A 17,827-nucleotide genomic window follows, 5' to 3' on the forward strand; every position below is an offset into this window, starting at 1 on the left:
AAGTCATTTAATTAACCTTTAGTTGTTTAAACTACTAAATGCAAATTTAGTTACTCTTTTTGTAAAAAACAAATTTTTGGGGGACTAAAGTTAAGTTTTCCCTAAGTTTCTCTTTTAATTTAGCACCTATTGCTGCCATATACAGTCTTGAGAGTTGTTTATATTGCACCTTTAATCAATGCCCTCCCCCCGATTAGCATATTTAGATTTTCAACAACCCCTTTCTTCCATGGAATGTGCAGATGTTCATGATAAACACAGTCCCTAAAGATTTCGCAATATTATTACCCTGGTTCAAGATAAGATAAAATAAGGTTCCATGACATGGCGTTGTAATTTGTATTGAATCACCTTCAATCTGCGTCATTTTACCATGTAATTTGAGTCAAAACGCAGTGTAATCTAAGTCAAAATACAACGCCATGTCATGGAACCTTATTTTATCTTATCCGAACTGGTATTCTTTCTTATACTGAACTCGAGAAATTATTATATTTTATTATCTCAGTACATTCCCTCTACACATCAAACTATTCAACCAAAAGCAGGCCCAAGCTCACGGCTCAGACCTGCATATACTCAGAGAATTCTTAAATTCCTATCTGCCTTTTTAGAAAAGCCTAAAAATGCATTATATTTTCTCTTATTTTTATATTATTTCTCAGAAAACTACAACCCAGTTTTTACTCTGGCCATTGGCAATGAGCATTCTGACGATCACCATATCCTGTATGCACTCCTCCCCTCGCAACATATAAATTGTAGGCATTGAGATTTCTATCAGGACGAGCCGTACTTGACCAGAAATAACCTCTTCGTCCTACGTGCATAAACTCACTGGGGCGGTATGTTGGTCCTGTATAAAGACCAGATAGATAGTATCCATAGGTTGGCAAGAGGATATAATCATTCAAATTGGCAGGTTTACCCAATTTAATATTCCTATTGCTATACACATACTTCTCATATATCTTAAAAGAAGTATTTGCTGTATAGTCAGTTCCATCAGGAGCATTCCTCTTAAGATCAGCCACGCTCTTTCCATTTTCCCTCGCAATGACATTACGTTTCTTCAGCCACATGCTGCCATCATACAACCACCATTCCTCTCATAGAGCGTCACTTCAAGCTGCTTATCTTCTGCAAGAGAAAACTGCTCGAGCGCAAACACAGCGTGTTCACTGCCCATGCCACGCACCTGCATCACCTGATGATAGGCACGAAGCGGCTGCAACACCTGCTCCTGTATAGCGGTGCGCTTTGCCATCTTCTTATCTACAACCTTAAAGGTGATGAAATCCACTGAGTACGGCATATTCGTGCCATTTTCCATTCGAGTGTGGAAATACAGCAAGCCATTGTGGGCATACAAGCCACGAAGCAGGAACTTCATACCAAACTGCTGAGTACCGATGTGCTTGATGCAGCGTCTGTCATTCTGATAGATAGTCTGCATCATCAGTTTGACCAATACGGGCGACTCGTTACCTAGTTCCTTGAAATAGATGTCGGCACGATTGCTTGGCAATCGTCCGTCCGTTGGTGACAGGAAGTCCTTCTTCTCAATGCTGAGCTTCTCCGGCTCATCGGCATACTTCACGTTGAAAGCATAGAAAGAGCCGTCCTCACAGATGACACTCATATTGGTTTCCGTCTCAAAGTCCTTCACCGAAGCCTTTACACGCAGTACGTTCTCGGCATCCTCCGCCTTTCCTGCGATGATGTTCTGTGAACCTAAGTCCACATAACGAATGGCAGAAGGGAAGATAAGATGCACGGTCTTGTCAAAGGTAACGTCCAGACCATACGGCAGTACGACACGCCCCGTTGGTATGGCACGGCTCATACCTTGAAAGAGCTCTCCCGAAGTAAGCGGACGGCTTGATACCAGACCATCATTGTTTTCCTGTGCTGTGGCTGTTGCTCCCATCATGGCAAGCATAGCCATTGATAAAATAATTTTCTTCATTGTTCTTTTTGATTTGATGTTATTTTTTTACTTATCATTTTCGATTGTTTTATTTGGACTGAACCAAGAAAAGACGATAACCACCCTTGAGCGTTACCTTGATGGTGCACAGCTTCTTCTGAAGTAGCTGACTTGCACCCTGCATCACCCCACGGGCAGCCTCGGAGATAATCTGGTCCTTGGCAGAAGAAGCGAAGGTAAAGGATGTTCCCATTGAACCACCGATGTTCGCCCCAACTTCCTTAAGCGCATTGACGTCCTCCGAACCTGGTATATACACGCCCTCTTGTCCGTCTGTATCGTATGCCGAGAGCTTGACGGCTATGATATGCCCGTCCACCTCAATGCTTTTGATAAGCAGGTGCATACGGTTACCCTCAATCTTAGCGACGGCTATCAGTCGGCTCTGTCGTGGAATGTGCAGTCCCTGTACCTTAGCAGTTTCCAGCAGACGAAGGACCACATTGTCACCCTCTTTAAGAACTGTAGTCCTATCCACTACGACTTTCAGCGTATTGCGCATTGTAGGTACAGCCGTGCTTGCAAGCGAATGAAAACCCATATTGCGAGCCTTCTTGCCGTATTTCTCCATAAAGTACACATCGCTCATAGGCTGATCAAGTGAGGATACTATCTGCCTACGCTCCGGCAGAACTTCCTTTGCAGGCTTTTCATTCTGCATGGTCTTGCCCTTAGCGGCTTCAGAGCCGCCTGCTGCCCCTTCCGTCTTCTCTTTTTCAGCAGTCAGACCATTATTGAAGGTAGGTGGAGTTGATGCTTTAGGGAGATACTTCGCTGCCATCTGATAGCTCTTTTCCATCAAGGCAAGCTGCCGTTTCTCTTCATTATCCTCCCTGCTGTCTTTGGCAGAGAGTTCCTTTTTAAGGTTATCTATCTCCGAGCGCAGGGCTTCACGCTCCTGCTCGTGTGGGTCGGGAGCGTAAAAGGAGTTCAAGAGGCGATTATTCTCCTCATAGCGATGCATGGAGTTTTCTATCTTTGCCGTAGAAGCAGCTGTCTCTGCACGCTGCTCCTCTGATGGAGCAGTGTTCTGTGCGAAATAGTCCGATAGCCTGCCCATCTCCTCGCGGGTCTGTTCCTCCTCGTGTGCCTTGTCGCCCAATTCGTAGGCTTTGAGCTTGTTCTCCGTCAGTTTTTCTGTCGTTGCCTGCGGGATGCTGTCATTGAGTCCCTGCTCTGCAGCAGTCTTATCTTTGCCTGACGGTGCGAAGATAAACCACATCGAGAGGGCAAACAGCAGTCCCAGTCCTCCGAAGACCAAGCCTTTTTTCATTTGTTCTTTCTGTTTATTATCCATTTTCCTTGATTGTTTGATGATGTTGTAGGTAAAAATTGCCGTGTAACTCTTGTAAGGTGCTGTCCGTATCGGACTGTCCATCAGTTTTCCCTTGGGGATGGGTAGTTTCTCCTTCTTTGGAGGAAGGAAAAACTGCGCTATCATCCAGAGGGAGCAGATAAGATAGACAAAACTCAATCCATAGACGATTTCCTTTCTCTGCCTTATCGTGAGCCTTTCACACCGATGGCGGAGCCATAGGTGAAAGCGCAGATATTGACATGAGAGTAAAAAGTTTCTTTTCCTTGCCATAACCTTACCGTTTATAGGTCTGTATGTCCCTGTTCTCCTTGACGAGGAAGTTCTCCATCAGGAAACCTTGCGGGTTGTTGTCCGAACGGACAGAGTTCTGCAGCGTGCAGGTCGTAACAAGACTGCGCTCCGTGACGTTACTCTGCCGGACGATGAACAGCCGTGCATAAGTCGTTACCTCGTAGGGATAAGCGTTGAAGTTGCAGTGAATAGAGTCCACCTCTATGCGCTGGTTGACATTGCCCGATATGGCACGGTTGTAATAGCCTTTCTCCGCCAAGTCCTTGTAATAGCTGAAAGCCGACTTGTCACACAGCACAAAGGCACGCTCCATGTTCTTCTCAATGGCATCCTTGTCAGGCGCAATGGTGAAGAATAGCTCATGGAAACGACGCACATGTTCTCTTGCCTCCACGGGACGGTTTCTGCTTGCATCCTGACTGAGAGCCAGCATGAGCGACTTTCCCTGGTCAAGCACATAGATTTTCTCCCTCTGCTCCTTGGCAAAGCTGTACGAGGCATAGACGGCATAACCGCTTACAGCCACGCATACGATAGCGAAGACAAAGGCATAGAGTCTTATCTGTCTGAATGAGGTCTCGATATTACCAAGTGATTTGAATTCCATTTTTTCTTTTATATCTGTTGATTAATTAAGCATAGTTGCTCCATTTCTATTTTCCTTTGAGTAGCGCACCCTTGATACGCCCACCGACATTGCCGATGACCGACCCGGCACCTGCTGCGGCATATCTTCCGCCCGTGTAGGCACTTTGTGCACCGCGCTGTGCAGCCTGATTGACATTACGACCATAAGAGCCGATACCACCACCCGCTTCGATAATCCATCCTGCCACGGTAGGTACACAGAAGTAGCCTATAATACCGATAAGGAAGAAGACGATGTAGTACCATGTCCCCGAATCTGGTAGGTAGTTAGGGTCGCTGAGCGCTTCTATATCCTTCTCTATCATCAGCACTTGTATTTTTGTAAGCAGTGCCGTAAGAATAGAACTGACAGGCAGCCATAGATAGACAGAAATATAGCGCGAGAACCATGCCGTAAGCGAGCCTGCAAGACCGTCCCATACGGCTATGCCGAAGACTATCGGACCGAGAATGGAGAGGACTATCAGAATAAAAGTACGGAGCGTGTCAATGATAAGCCCTGCGGCATGGAAAAGGAGTTCTAAGAGGTCGTGTACCATCTTCATGATCCACTGCCTGGTCTGATAGGCAGCACGTTCGGCATACATCCCGGCAATGGTAAGAGCGTCTTCGGGGCCGATGATACCCATCTCCTCAATTTTCTGGTCGAACTTCTCGTTGGAAACAAGGTAGGCCGTTTCAGGATTCCTAAGGTAGGCTTCCTCCTGCAACTTATCCCGCTTGGCAGTAAGCTCGGCAAGGTTCCCCTCCTGCTGGTGTACCATCATCTCCGTTCCCTGCACTACAGGCGAGAGAACGGCATTCATCGTACCTAGTACGACTGTTGGGAAGAACATGATACAGAAGCCCAAGACAAAGGGGCGCAGCAAGGGAAAGACGTCTATCGCCTCAGCACGGGCAATGGAAGCCCATACCCGAAGAGCAATATAAAAGAGCGCACCCAAGCCCGCAATGCCCTTGGCAATGCCCGTCATCTGGGCACAGAGCGGCATCATCTCATCATAGGTTGAGTGTAGCAGCTCATGTAAACTGGCAAAATCCATAAGCAAGTGTGTTTAGATGTATGAATAACCAATAACTTAATTACCAATACCTGCTTGCCGTATTACCATAGAGAGCCTTGACAGAGGCAAGGTTGTTCTTCTCACGGGCACGGACGTAACTTACGGAGATGTTCTTCCTTGTGTAGTATGACACGAGCGAACGATTCTCCCTCAGCGTGGTGTAGATACGGTCGATGGCCTGCATACGCTCGTGGTCGTTCATCGAGAGGACACCCGACTTGACGATGGACTTGAGTTCCTTGAGACTCTCACCGCTTTGTTCCAAGAGTTTGGCATAGCCCGAAGCCATCGCCGCGAGTTCCGAAGGGCGGAAGTTCTTGTCCGAGAGCATCTTCTTATACGAGGTGACGTAAATCTCCGAGATGTCGCCCACCATCAGGATGCACTCCTTGACCTTGTAGGCATCCCCTATAAGGTTATTCACCTTCTTTAGTGCGTCATAATACTTCTTGGTGTCGTTGTAGAGTTTTTCCACTTCCTTGAACCCATCCAAGGTATTTTTTACCGTCTTCGAGGCGGTGGCTATCTCCTTGACCGAATTGACGATGTTGCCGGCGAAGTTACCGGGATCAGTCACCACCCACTGTGCGTGGGCCTTTCCGCTGAATAAAAGGACGATGCCCATCAGCAGCATTAAAATTCTTGTTCTCATTGTTCTTTTTGTTTATGATGTAAATATTATGTATGTCTGAATTTCCACTAAGGGATGTCTATTCAGCTTGCTGTTATATGGATAAGTTGGACAAGTTAGTCCAAGTCTTTGGACACGCTTGTCCAATTCATTGGACAAACTAATCCAATTGTTTGGACACATTTGGCTAAATCGGTACATCCTTTATAAATTTTGTTCGGTCAACGGTTTCGTGCAACCCGTTTCTCTTGTGCAAGCTGCCGGATAGCCGTTTCGATGTCCCCACCGAGCTGTGCAGCCCTGTTCATCACCTCCACCTTCTCGGTTTCCTCCGTGGTGTAGGTCAGATATTCCTCCATGCTCACTTCCGTGGCATAGACTGCACTCTGCATACCGCCCAGACCTATCCACACTTCCTTGTAGAGTCGGTTCGGGTCGTTGTTCTGGTTGATGGAGAGAATCTGGCTCTTTTCCTTTTCCGAAAGACCGAGCATCGCCTGTATGCCGTCAAACTTGGTCATGTACTTTCGTTGGTCGAGCAGTATCTTGCAGTCGGAGTTGTTGATGATACTCTCCTTGACGATGGGTGACTGGATGATGTCGTCCACTTCCTGCGTTACGACAATGGCCTCCCCGAAATACTTTCTCACCGTCTTGTAGAGATACTTGATGTAGTCCGCCATGTTTGCCGAAGCGATGGCTTTCCACGCTTCCTCAATAAGTATCATCTTTCTGATACCTTTGAGTCTTCGCATCTTATTAATGAAGGCTTCCATGATGATAATCGTTACCACAGGAAAAAGGTCTTTGTTGTCCTTCACTTGATCGATTTCAAAGACAATGAAGCGTTTGGAGAGCAGGTCGATGTTCTTGTCCGAGTTCAGCAGGAAATCATAGCGACCGCCACGATAGTATTGCTTCAATGTCGTTAAGAGGTTGTTGATATTGAAGTCCGAGAGCGTTACCTTGATGTCACGCTTTTCCATATCCTTTCGGTACACATCCCGCAGATACTCATAGAAGGTGTTAAAACAGGGCGTAACGCTGTGGTCAGCACATATCAGCTCGATATAGGAGTTCACGGCAGAACCAAGTTCGCCGGCCTCGGTCTTAGTGATATGCTCATCGGCACTTTTCCAGAGCGTGAGCAGCAGCGTACAGATACTCTCCCTTTTCTCTACATCAAAGAAGTAATCGTCCGTATAGAAAGGGTTGAAGGATATCGGGCTTTCATTGGTATAGGTGAAATAAACACCGTCCTCGCCCTTGGTCTTGCGGTGGATAAGTTCACACAAGCCCTGATATGAGTTACCCGTATCGACCAAGAGGACATGCGCCCCCTGCTCGTAATACTGACGTACCATGTGGTTGGTGAAGAAAGACTTGCCGCTACCCGAAGGTCCCAAGATAAACTTGTTACGGTTGGTGATGACTCCCTTTTTCATCGGTAAATCCGAGATGTCCAGATGAACAGGTTTCCCTGAAAGGCGGTCTGCCATCTTGATACCGAAGGGAGAGAGCGAATCCTTATAGTTCGTCTCTGCCGTAAAGAAACAGAGGGCAGGTTCGATGAAAGTATAAAATGACTCTTCTGCGGGAAAGTCTGCCGCATTACCGGGAATACCCGCCCAGTAGAGCGTTGCCGCATCAATGGTGTTGTGACGTGGGTGGCATTCCATAAGAGCAAGTGCAGAGCCTACATCATTCTTGATTTGGCGAAGTTCTTCCTTATCGCTACTCCATGCCAGTACGTTGAAGTGGGCACGGATAGAGGTCAGTCCCTGTGAATGGGCAATATTGAGATACTCCTGTATCCATTCCTCGTTGATTTGGTTGCTACGGCTGTAGCGTGCCAGTGAGTGCATGTTGCGGGCCTGCTTCTCAAAGCGTTCCAAATTGGCGTCGCTATCCTCGATAAAGAGGTACTGGTTATAGATATGGTTGCACGGTAGCATCAACCCTACGGGAGAGACAAAGGAAAGACGGCAGTCACTTCTGTCGGTGGACAGTCGTTCATATCTGCTGTCCGTGCTGACCGTTGTCGGCAGGTCATCCGTATCGGAAAGTGTATGCAGACAAAGCATATTGTCGCCCACACGCACAAGATCTGCGCCCAGACGGATGTCCTCCAACGAGGCGTGTCCTTCTTCCGAGAGGGAGAAATAACGGTCCAAGAGACCGCCTTTTTCCTTTGTACCTATCAATTCCTCTTCTGTCATGCGGACAATCCTTATCTGCTCGGTATCGTTGATGATACGCTCGAACTGGTCTACTGCTTCCATGAACTTCATCACCTCGTCCTTGTTGGTGATTTCCTTGGGAATGAGGTGTCCACGGCAGAGCGAAGAAAAATTGCTCTGTTGTGCCATACGCTGCTTGTTGGTCTTGGTCAGGAAGAGATAGACTGAGTGGTGGAGATACGGACGCTCATTGAAGTGCCGCTCAGAGGAACGGGCAAGGAAGCTCAATCCACCATCGGAGAGCTTTCCTTGATAGTCCTCTTTGATGAACCAGTCCTGCTTGTGCACGATGCTGTAATTGGGTAGCACCTTGATTGCCTTATGCCAGGCAGAGTGCATTGCTTCGTATTCTGTAGAGGTGACGGTAAAAAGTTCGGGCAATTCCACACGGAAAGCCACAGTGATATCGGCATCCTTGCTCACCATGCACCCCTGCTCGATGGAGAGCAGTGGAAACTTCGATTCTAAAGTTGTTATCTTACTTTTGTTTCTCATTGCTTCGCTTTCTTTGGTTGAAGGTTACGGATAAGGTGGCAGACCGTACGGCGGTTCACAAGGTAGCGCGGGTGCATACGTATTGCTCCTTTTTTCATCAGCCCGTATTGCCCGTACTTTCTATTCATGGTGAACGTTTGCCATACCACAAGGCTGGCACCCACTACACCTATGACAAGACAGGAAACTTGGCTAACTCCACAGAGATAGAGAATGACCACGAGAATAAAGACTGCCAGCAACCCTCCTGCAAAGAGGAAGAGGTACTGTGCCTTCAAGCCCTTGAACTCCACCGTCCGGCCTACACCCTTGTTGATTTCAAATGCTGCCATCGCCTTACAGGAAGAAACTTCTTAAGATAGTGGCAGCCACAATCAAGAAGATACACGCACCGAACCAAGAGGCTGCGGTCTTACTTGTGTCGGGGTCGCCACTTGAGAACTTGTTGTACACTTTAATGCCTCCTATCAACCCCACTACTGCCCCCACGGCATAGATGAGTTTCGTGCCAGGGTCGAAGTAGGAGGTTACCATCTTTGTGGCTTCATTGATACCAGCAATACCATTGCCTTGTGCGTATGCTCCTATGGCGGTAGCCGTCAGGAGCAGCATTGTGATTTTCTTTTTGTTGTTCATTGTCCTTTTTATTTTAAGTTGTTAAATGAATTGTTTTCTTTTAGGTAGAGATGGTAAGGGGTGGCTCAGTTTTATCGTATGACTGATATTGGTTGATTGTTTTACTTTTGAACCACCCCTTGATCACTTTACAATATGAATAAAAACATTAGTCTTACAGATAGTATGAAAGTGGACGGTCGGCTTCTTCCGAAATATCGCTGTCGCTGCTCTCTATGTTTGAGTTCGTTTCAAAGTCAGAAGAAGAATTTATATTATTTTCCTCTAATTCTGCTTCCTCTGCTTTACGAATGGCAGCAAGCAGCTTTTGATGGTCTTTCTCCTGCTTAAGCGTTGCCTCCTTAATGTAGTCCATTAGCTGTGTGCCCCGTATCGCCTGCAGTGTTTCGTGAACGTCAGTTTCGCTTTCCTCATCAAGTGCATCGTCATTCTTGTGCCAGCCGTTTATACGGGACAAGTCCCTTGTAAGAATAGCGGACGGTGAGACTTCTGGTAAAGAATCGTCTGCAATCTGCAGTTCCTCACGAATGATAGTATCTTCGTCTGGTTCGTCCATTGTGTAGTCAACCTGCATTTCATTGTCCTCTTCTGTACTTTCCGCTTCTTTTATTTCTTCGGACACAGATGAGTTTTTCCCTGCAAAGGTATTTGGATTATCAGCTGATTTTTCTTTTGATGAAGTATCGGGAACATCAGGGATTTTTTGAGAATTTGTCGTTATCTCTTTTGAAATTTCGTCATAGCGTTCCCTATATGACTTACTTTTACCGACAAGTATTTGCCGTGCCTGCTCAACCTGGTCTTGCGTAACAGAAGAAGTACTCTGCTTTTGTTTCTGCTTGTTTTTCTTTTTACTTTCTTCTTCCACTTTTTGGCGCACAGTGTGTAACTGCTGCCAAAGAAAGAGTATCCCTACAAGCAACCATATCACAGTCAAAAGCAGGAGAGTATAGAATAGTATTGTTTGCATAATGGTGATGTTTGTTTGTCATTTATTCTTTGTTCAAAAGTCTATTGCCACCTTGCGTCGATGCTTTGCTGTAGCATTATTGAGAAGTTCCTTATGCTCCTTGAGGTGTTCACGAAGAATATTGTCAATATAGCAAGCCATAGATACCCGCTCACCTAAGTCCTGTAAAATGTTTCTTAGCACTTGGAGTGTATCAGCACTCATAGTAAAATTGGTTCGTTCCGAAGGCGGATTGACTGTAAATAACGTGTTCGGTAGTCCTCTAAAGAAGTACGAGGTGTTTCCGCACTTCTATCATCTCCTCTCTCGTGGCTTTTACACAAGGTCTTCTCCTGCTTATCCTCCGAGGTAGGCATAAGCTCCTTTACCAGATGTTGTTTTTCCTTTTGGTTGACACTGACCTCTGTTTTCATATCCTCTTCCTCATCAGGTGGGTCAAAAGCCACCGTTTCCTTGGGTGGTGTCTTCATCACCCCGTCTTCTGCCATCTCCTTGAGCTTGGCTTCCAATTTCTGCCGCTGTTCTTGTATCTTTGCCATAGTGCTGTCTTATTTAAGTTGAATATGGGTAAGCAATTCCTCTGTCAGCTCATCAATGCCGGTCCCAATTCGTAAAGCCTTATTGGGAGGCAGGTAAGTGGAACGGAATACTCCACGGAATCCGTATTGCTCCAGTTCATGGCTGAAGCGGTGAGTAGCATAGGCATGCTGATTAAGTAGCGTGTAATCTTCGTTCTTGATATACCTACTATAGTATTCTATGAGCGTGTTTTTAACTCTTCGGTCAACCTTATTCCATAGGAGAATGACTTCCTTGATACGGACACTTGACATGGATACACCCAAGTCGTTTACCGCTTTGATATAGGTAAGACAGGCAACCATTGACTGAACGTCAGGCTCTAAAGGTGAAACGATATAGTCCATCTCCAACGATAGCTGCAAAAGGTCACTTGTACCAGCATGACCAGGGAAATCGAAGATGACCAAATCAAACTGCTCAGACGGATGTTTACGGATATACTCGTTAGTTTTTTCTATTGCCTCCTTAGGGTCTGCCTTGAGTATGCGATAAGCTGTACGCTTCAAAGAGGAGAAATGTTGCTTCATCTGCTTGGAAAGCTGTGGATCACTTTCAACGCAAGCCTTTTCCCTTTCACGGAGTTTATAGAATGAGTCCTGAGACAAGTCACAATCTACCACAAAAAGATGGATATTTCTTTCGTAGTAAAGAATGCTGCTGACAATCTCAGCCAAAGTACTTTTGCCAACACCTCCCTTTTGAGAGGAAAAGCCCAGAAATATGGGCGATGTTTGTATCTGTTCCATACTATAGATATTTTTATCGTTTGAACTATAATTTGAATGGTAGATTGTTAGAATAATCGTCACAGCAAATTATTAATTCTTTTATCTGTCGAAATACCGAAGTATCTATCGTTTTATTTGTCGATTTGTCGACATATCGATAGTTCTATCTGACGATATATTGAACGATTGAAATAGAGTTCGTCATATCGTTCTTTAAATAGTTCTATCGAACGATATCACGTTCGTTTTATCTGCAAAATAAAAGCTTTTTCGATAGATATTTCTATGCGATAGAAGTACAAGGAAATGAAAGGAAAAAGAGTGAATATCATTGATTATGAGATATTTGAAAATCTGCCGTAACTTTGCAGGCAGATAGAAGATATGGAGGTGTACTCTTCGAAACAGACACCCTAAAAGGTGGATGCTTCTATTGCATCAACTCTTGATATTGGCAAGGTGTGTCTTTGTAACATAAACCGCAGTTTGTACCACAAAGAACCTTGCCTCGGTGCGAGGGGATAATCACTCCAAAGTCGTAATTAGAAACCAAAGCGATATGAATAAAGATGCAGAACATCGTTCAGAACGAAAAAGAATAGAAAAGCCCCGCTGGGACAACTGGCATGTACGTTTGCCCGATCCAAAAGCTCAGCAGCGTGCCATAGAATTATTTCATAAATCAGGAGCAGAAACAAAGTCGGATTTCGTGCGTGCTCGCATACTTGGCGAGAGTTTCAAGGTGATTACAGTGGATAAATCCGCCGTAGAATACTACCGAAAGCTCTCTGAATTGACGGCACAAATCCATAAGATTGGCGTACTCTATAATCAAGCGGTGCGTGCCATCAACTCCTATCACAGCGTGAAAACCGCACATATTCTGCTTGAAAAGTTGGAGAAACTGTCTATTCAGATTATCGAACTTCAAAGGAAAGCGGTTGCCTTAACCATTGATTATCGTAGTAAATGATAGCCAAAATATCATCGACAGCAAACCTTGGAAGAGCTTTGGGCTATAACTTCAAAAAGGTAAGGCAGGAGGAAACAACTGTTCTGCTTGCCGGTGGTCTGTACCAAAATCAAGATGGCAGATACGCTATGGAGCAGGTGCTATCCGATATGCAGCAACTTATCCCGAATAAGTGCAGGACAAAGAATACTGTCTTTCATTGTTCCCTCAATCCGCACCCGGACGAGAAGCTCTCCGATGAAACACTCATGCAGATTGCAAGAGAGTATATGGAGGCACTTGGCTATGGCAACCAACCCTATATCGTTTTCAAGCACAACGACATCGCCCGTGAACATATACACATCGTGTCGCTTCGGGTGGACAGTGAGGGGCGAAAGCTCAACGACCGCTTCGAGAAACGAAGGAGTAAACAAATTACAGATGCTTTGGAGAGAAAGTATAATCTCATTCCAAGTTCAAAGGTTAGCGGGAAGGTGGAAACAGAAACGCCCAAGGTGGATATTGGTAAAGGAAACATCAGGGAGCAGGTGGCAAGCGTTTTTCGCATGGTGCTGAAGCATTACCGCTTCTGTTCATTGGGCGAGTTCAATGCCATTCTGAACAAATATAACCTTACTGTGGAAGAAGTCAAGACGGAGTTTCGAGGAAGGAAATACGACGGACTTGTATATGTTCCGACTGATGGCAAGGGCAACAAGGCAGGCACACCCATCCATGCCTCGGACATCGGTCGTGGTGTGGGCTATACTGCTGTGCAGAACAGGATGCAGAAATCGAAACTAGCCGTCAAGCCGTTGGTGCCGGCTATAAGGGACAAGGTATTACAGACTATGCGTACTTCTCCCCGGACGGAGGAAGAACTGCGACAATGGTTGGAGGAACAAGGCTTGCGTGTGGTAATCCGAAAGAACGAAAGCGGACGCATCTATGGCATTACTTTCATTGATGATGAAGTGGGCATTGCGCTCAACGGCTCACGATTGGGCAAGGGGTATGCTGCCAACATATTCAATGCGTATTTCTCCAATTCAACGTACAACCCATTCTTGGACGAAACGTTGTATGGCAGTCCGTCTGTCCGCTTGGAACAATCGGCAACCGTTCAAACTTTGCAACAAAATACAGAAGAAAGCGACAACCTTGTCGATGAACTTATCGAGGATATGGTGGGTGAATCATTCAGAACTACGGGCAACGATGATTGGAAGGAAGCGGCATGGCAGCGTAAACTCCGCAGACAAAGTAAGGTAAAACTTAGACGAAGAAAACATTAAATAAACGAGCATTTCTATCTCCCCTTCCTTTCTTCCCTTTGGTCAGAGACCGTTGGTTCGGAGGGGTTGGGGGAGGCTACAAAATAATATTATTATGGCACAAGAAGATGATTTAAGGGCATTAGGTAAGGTCATGGACTTTATGCGGGGTATATCGGTGATATTCCTCCTGATTAACTGTTATTGGTTCTGCTACGAGGCGTTTTACGAGTGGCACTTCACGCTCGGTATCATCAATAAGATACTGATGAACTTTCAGCGCACTACGAACTTGTTTTCGTCCATCCTTTGGACAAAACTCTTTTGTGTGGTGTTCCTTGCTTTGTCATGTTTGGGTACAAAAGGCGTGAAAGAAGAGAAAATCACGTGGCCAAAGATTTGGACGGTGCTTTTCTTCGGCTTCGTCTTTTTCTTTCTCAACTGGTGGCTGCTGGCATTGCCCATTGGCAAGGTCGGTGTAGCTACGCTCTATATCTTCACACTGTCTGTGGGCTATATATGCCTGTTGATGGGTGGTGTGTGGATGAGCCGACTGCTCAAAAACAACTTGATGGACGATGTTTTCAACACGGAGAACGAGAGTTTCATGCAGGAAACACGGTTGATGGAGAATGAGTATTCCGTCAATCTCCCTACACGCTTCTACTATAAGAAGAAGTGGAACAAGGGCTGGATCAATGTGGTCAATCCTTTCCGTGCCTCAATGGTGCTCGGTACGCCCGGTTCGGGTAAGTCGTATGCCATCGTAAACAATTATATCAAGCAGCAGATTGAGAAAGGCTTTGCCATGTATATCTATGATTACAAGTTTCCCGACCTTTCCGAGATTGCTTATAATCACCTGCTTCATCATTTGGATGCCTACAAGGTAAAGCCACAGTTCTATGTCATCAACTTCGATGATCCGAGAAAGTCACATCGCTGCAATCCCATCAATCCAGCCTTTATGACGGACATATCCGATGCCTATGAGAGTGCCTACCCATCATGCTCAATCTTAACCGCTCGTGGATTCAGAAGCAGGGTGATTTCTTTGTAGAGTCACCGATTATCTTGTTGGCAGCCATCATCTGGTTTCTGAAAATCTATGAGAATGGAAAATATTGCACTTTCCCTCATGCCATCGAGTTCCTGAACCGCCCCTATGCACAGATATTTCCGATACTCACTTCCTACGATGAACTTGCCAACTACCTTTCTCCTTTCATGGACGCTTGGGAGGGTGGAGCGCAGGATCAGTTGCAGGGACAGATTGCCAGTGCCAAGATACCGCTTTCACGCATGATTTCACCAGCACTTTATTGGGTAATGACGGGCGATGATTTTTCGCTCGACATCAACAATCCCAATGAGCCGAAAGTTCTTGTCGTGGGTAACAATCCCGACCGTCAGAATATCTATTCGGCGGCACTCGGACTGTATAACAGCCGTATTGTGAAGCTCATCAATAAGAAAAAACAACTCAAATCATCGGTGATTATCGACGAGCTTCCGACTATCTACTTTCGTGGATTGGATAATCTCATCGCCACAGCACGAAGCAACAAGGTGGCTGTATGCTTGGGCTTTCAGGACTTTTCACAGCTCACCCGTGACTATGGCGACAAGGAGAGCAAGGTAATCCAGAACACGGTAGGTAATGTATTTAGTGGTCAGGTCGTAGGCGAAACTGCTAAGACGCTTTCCGAGCGTTTCGGAAAGGTACTCCAGCAGCGGCAGTCCATGACCATCAACCGTAACGACAAATCAACATCAATCTCCACCCAAATGGACAGTCTTATCCCGGCAAGCAAGATTTCCAACCTCACGCAAGGTATGTTCGTGGGGGCAGTGTCTGACAATTTTGACGAACGTATTGACCAAAAGATTTTCCATGCGGAGATAGTCGTGGATAGTGCCAAAATCTCCGCCGAGATGAAAGCCTATCAACCAATCCCTATAATCGCAGACTTTACAAACGAAGACGGCTCCAATAATCTCAAAGAGACTATCGAAGCCAACTATAAACGCATCAAACAAGAGATTCTCTCACTTGTGGAATTGGAGAAGGAACGCATTAAAGCGGATCCGACTCTTGCCCACTTAAACAAGGAGTAGACCATTTACCAACCGATGTCTCCGAGCATCTGTTTCTTGCAAAGGTATCCGAGAATAGATACCTTACCATTAGGAAGCTAAAGATTAATATTCGAGAGAATATCTATCGGACTGTATATGTACGTCATTTTTTATCATCGGGAGTGCGGCACCTGTTGCGCACCTCCCGAAGAAAATAGAATTAATCATCCCACAGCGATGACGGGCGGCGGCTCGGGGCGTCATAGTCATCGTCGTCCTCCTCGCCGTCAAAGAAGTTGTTGCCTTTCGAGAGTGCAGGCCCCGTGGCGGGACCTTCGCCGATGCCCACGCTGGTGGAACCGGTGAGGATAGAGTTTTCTAATGTGATGGGTACCACTTTGATTTCCGGTTTGATGTAATTGTTCATTTTTTATTAATTAACTGTTTGTTTTAAATCATCGGGGGGGGGAGCGCACCGCCCGTTTCCGTGGGATTCGGAACGTGATGAATCACGCCCCTGCGGCGTGCCGCACCCCCGATGAGAGAGACATCTTTTTTATTTCACTACCACCTTGCGTCCGCCTACGATGTAAACGCCTGCGGGCAACCGGTGGCGTGCGGCGGCGTCGAGGCGGTCGGCCACGCGGCGGCCTTGCAGGTCATACACCGGACCGTCGGCTCTGCCGTTCGTCACACCGTCGATGCCGGTGGTCTCGCCGTCGAGGACGACAGAGAGCTCCTTGGCACCTGACGCCTGCGGTGGACAGATGATGTAGGCACGGTAGGCAGGAATGGTGGCGGAATAGGCCGTCGTTACCTTGTGGAACTTGCCATCGTCCTGCAGGATGTAGGCGTTGGCAGCGGCAGCGGTGGCGTTGCTCACGCCGGCTACCGTACCCGTGAATTTGTAACCTGCGGCGGGGGTCGTCATCTTGTCGTCCTTGTAGGCTTTCACCTCGATGTTTCTGCCGCCGAGCTGTGGCATACCGTTAGCCGTGATGTAATACGGCGTGTATGCCGTGAGCTTGTCGTCCACTTCCTTGAAATGGACTTCGTTTTTGTTGCCGCCCGAGAGGGTGTAGGCCTTGAAGCCCTGAGCATACAAGTCGTAAGGCAGACACAGCGTGGCATTCTGCGTGCCATTGAATTTGCGCTCGTAGGTAACGTTGGCGGCGGTGAAGTCGAGCCCGATGGGTAGCGGCGTGCCGTCGGTGAGGCGGAAGTCTTCACACGCCCAGCCTTTCTTTGCCGCGTCGTAATACACGTAGTTCGCCTTGCTCTTGTCGGCTGCGCAGTAGAGGCCCGGCATCTCGCCTAACAGCTGCGCCCAGTAACATTTGTCGGTACGGTTGCCCTGCAACTTCTTTGTCACCTCGCCGCTCTTGAGTTGCTCCTCGGTCACCTGCGTGCCCTGTGGCTTGCCGCAGGCGTTGAGGTAATAGCAGTTGGTGAGGGTGGCGTTGTCGGCGAAGGTATTGTTATCGGTGGTGGCGTTGTTCGTGCCGGCGTAGAGGCAGTTGGTCAGCGTGCAGGAGCCACTCTGATAGTCTACAAATCCACCGATACTCTTCGTCGCGGAGTTGAGCGCTCCCTTGACGACGCAGTCGGTGATAATAACCTCGGTATTGAGGTTTACCATTTGAATCATGCCTGCTAAATTGCTGGAGCCCTTGATGTCCACATCGCTGACGCAGCCCGAGACGGTGACCGTGCCATAAGCATTCTGAATCAATCCGGACAAAAAGCTGTTGCCTGTTGCTTCGTTCTGCCCTTTTACATGCAGGTTCTTGATGGTGGCACCTGCCACATTCTTGAAGGGGGCTATATCGACGAAGCTTGTGTGATTCCAGTTGACGGTGAGTGCATGTCCCTGCCCGTCGAACGTGCCGGAATAGTTTCTGATCACGCCCACCATCACGATGTCCG

At 46.9% G+C, this 17,827-nt stretch carries 13 protein-coding genes and 5 pseudogenes; 3 read left to right on the forward strand and 15 right to left on the reverse strand.

The genetic code is table 11. From position 1 onward, the window contains the following. Positions 1-683: 683 nt before the first annotated feature. The 13 genes and pseudogenes from HMPREF0670_RS16950 to HMPREF0670_RS02705 form a co-directional block, all read right to left on the reverse strand. Complete coding sequence (locus tag HMPREF0670_RS16950) at positions 684-1,082, reverse strand: hypothetical protein (RefSeq protein WP_157579529.1); 399 nt, start codon at positions 1,080-1,082, stop codon at positions 684-686. Between the two features lie 14 nt (positions 1,083-1,096). Beyond that, a pseudogene (gene traN / locus HMPREF0670_RS02655) lies at positions 1,097-1,969 on the reverse strand (conjugative transposon protein TraN); the annotation flags it as partial. 49 nt (positions 1,970-2,018) lie between these two features. Next, positions 2,019-3,287, reverse strand: a complete 1,269-nt coding sequence (gene traM, locus HMPREF0670_RS02660) for a conjugative transposon protein TraM (RefSeq protein ID WP_044077846.1) — start codon at positions 3,285-3,287, stop codon at positions 2,019-2,021. Further along, positions 3,280-3,578, reverse strand: a pseudogene (locus tag HMPREF0670_RS15505) (hypothetical protein). Before HMPREF0670_RS15505 ends, traM begins: the two are co-directional and overlap by 8 nt. A 4-nt stretch (positions 3,579-3,582) precedes the next feature. Next, on the reverse strand, positions 3,583-4,206 hold the full coding sequence (gene traK / locus HMPREF0670_RS02665; protein WP_009229616.1) for a conjugative transposon protein TraK: 624 nt from the start codon (positions 4,204-4,206) through the stop codon (positions 3,583-3,585). Positions 4,207-4,252: 46 nt separating this feature from the next. Next, complete coding sequence (traJ, locus tag HMPREF0670_RS02670) at positions 4,253-5,290, reverse strand: conjugative transposon protein TraJ (RefSeq protein WP_044077634.1); 1,038 nt, start codon at positions 5,288-5,290, stop codon at positions 4,253-4,255. Positions 5,291-5,330: 40 nt separating this feature from the next. Next, positions 5,331-5,963 carry a DUF4141 domain-containing protein gene (locus tag HMPREF0670_RS02675; RefSeq protein WP_009229618.1) on the reverse strand — a complete coding sequence of 211 codons (633 nt, stop codon included), beginning with the start codon at positions 5,961-5,963 and terminating at the stop codon, positions 5,331-5,333. A 200-nt stretch (positions 5,964-6,163) separates the two neighbouring features. Then, entirely contained in the window at positions 6,164-8,677 is a 2,514-nt protein-coding gene (locus HMPREF0670_RS02680; protein WP_009229619.1) for a TraG family conjugative transposon ATPase, read from the reverse strand. Next, positions 8,674-9,009, reverse strand: coding sequence for a DUF4133 domain-containing protein (locus tag HMPREF0670_RS02685; protein WP_009229620.1), 336 nt, complete (start codon positions 9,007-9,009; stop codon positions 8,674-8,676). The genes HMPREF0670_RS02680 and HMPREF0670_RS02685 overlap by 4 nt, the downstream gene beginning before the upstream one ends. Before the next feature lie 4 nt (positions 9,010-9,013). Continuing rightward, positions 9,014-9,313, reverse strand: coding sequence for a DUF4134 domain-containing protein (locus tag HMPREF0670_RS02690; protein WP_006046154.1), 300 nt, complete (start codon positions 9,311-9,313; stop codon positions 9,014-9,016). Between the two features lie 154 nt (positions 9,314-9,467). Further along, positions 9,468-10,283 carry a hypothetical protein gene (locus tag HMPREF0670_RS02695; RefSeq protein ID WP_009229621.1) on the reverse strand — a complete coding sequence of 272 codons (816 nt, stop codon included), beginning with the start codon at positions 10,281-10,283 and terminating at the stop codon, positions 9,468-9,470. Positions 10,284-10,316: 33 nt separating this feature from the next. Continuing rightward, positions 10,317-10,822: pseudogene (locus HMPREF0670_RS02700) on the reverse strand (DUF3408 domain-containing protein). Positions 10,823-10,831: 9 nt separating this feature from the next. After that, the gene (locus tag HMPREF0670_RS02705; protein ID WP_009229624.1) at positions 10,832-11,611 is read right to left on the reverse strand and encodes a ParA family protein; all 780 of its coding nucleotides are present in this window, start codon (positions 11,609-11,611) and stop codon (positions 10,832-10,834) included. A gap of 541 nt (positions 11,612-12,152) precedes the next feature. On the opposite strand from HMPREF0670_RS02705, the gene HMPREF0670_RS02710 reads away from it, so the two are divergent. The 3 genes and pseudogenes from HMPREF0670_RS02710 to mobC all read left to right on the forward strand — a co-directional run bounded on the left by HMPREF0670_RS02710 (position 12,153) and on the right by mobC (position 15,940). Continuing rightward, the gene (locus tag HMPREF0670_RS02710; protein WP_009229625.1) at positions 12,153-12,566 is read left to right on the forward strand and encodes a hypothetical protein; all 414 of its coding nucleotides are present in this window, start codon (positions 12,153-12,155) and stop codon (positions 12,564-12,566) included. Then, positions 12,563-13,843: a conjugal transfer protein MobB gene (gene mobB / locus HMPREF0670_RS02715; RefSeq protein ID WP_009229626.1), complete on the forward strand. Its 1,281-nt coding sequence runs from the start codon at positions 12,563-12,565 to the stop codon at positions 13,841-13,843. Before HMPREF0670_RS02710 ends, mobB begins: the two co-directional genes overlap by 4 nt. 94 nt (positions 13,844-13,937) lie before the next feature. Beyond that, positions 13,938-15,940, forward strand: a pseudogene (gene mobC, locus HMPREF0670_RS02720) (conjugal transfer protein MobC). Positions 15,941-16,121: 181 nt separating this feature from the next. Here the strand turns inward: mobC and HMPREF0670_RS02725 are convergent. Together HMPREF0670_RS02725 and HMPREF0670_RS02730 are read right to left on the reverse strand one after the other, a co-directional pair. Continuing rightward, complete coding sequence (locus HMPREF0670_RS02725) at positions 16,122-16,328, reverse strand: hypothetical protein (protein ID WP_009229629.1); 207 nt, start codon at positions 16,326-16,328, stop codon at positions 16,122-16,124. Positions 16,329-16,457: 129 nt separating this feature from the next. Continuing rightward, a pseudogene (locus HMPREF0670_RS02730) lies at positions 16,458-17,827 on the reverse strand (peptidase M26); the annotation flags it as partial.

This window comes from Prevotella sp. oral taxon 317 str. F0108 (genome assembly GCF_000162415.1).
Classification (GTDB): domain Bacteria; phylum Bacteroidota; class Bacteroidia; order Bacteroidales; family Bacteroidaceae; genus Prevotella; species Prevotella conceptionensis.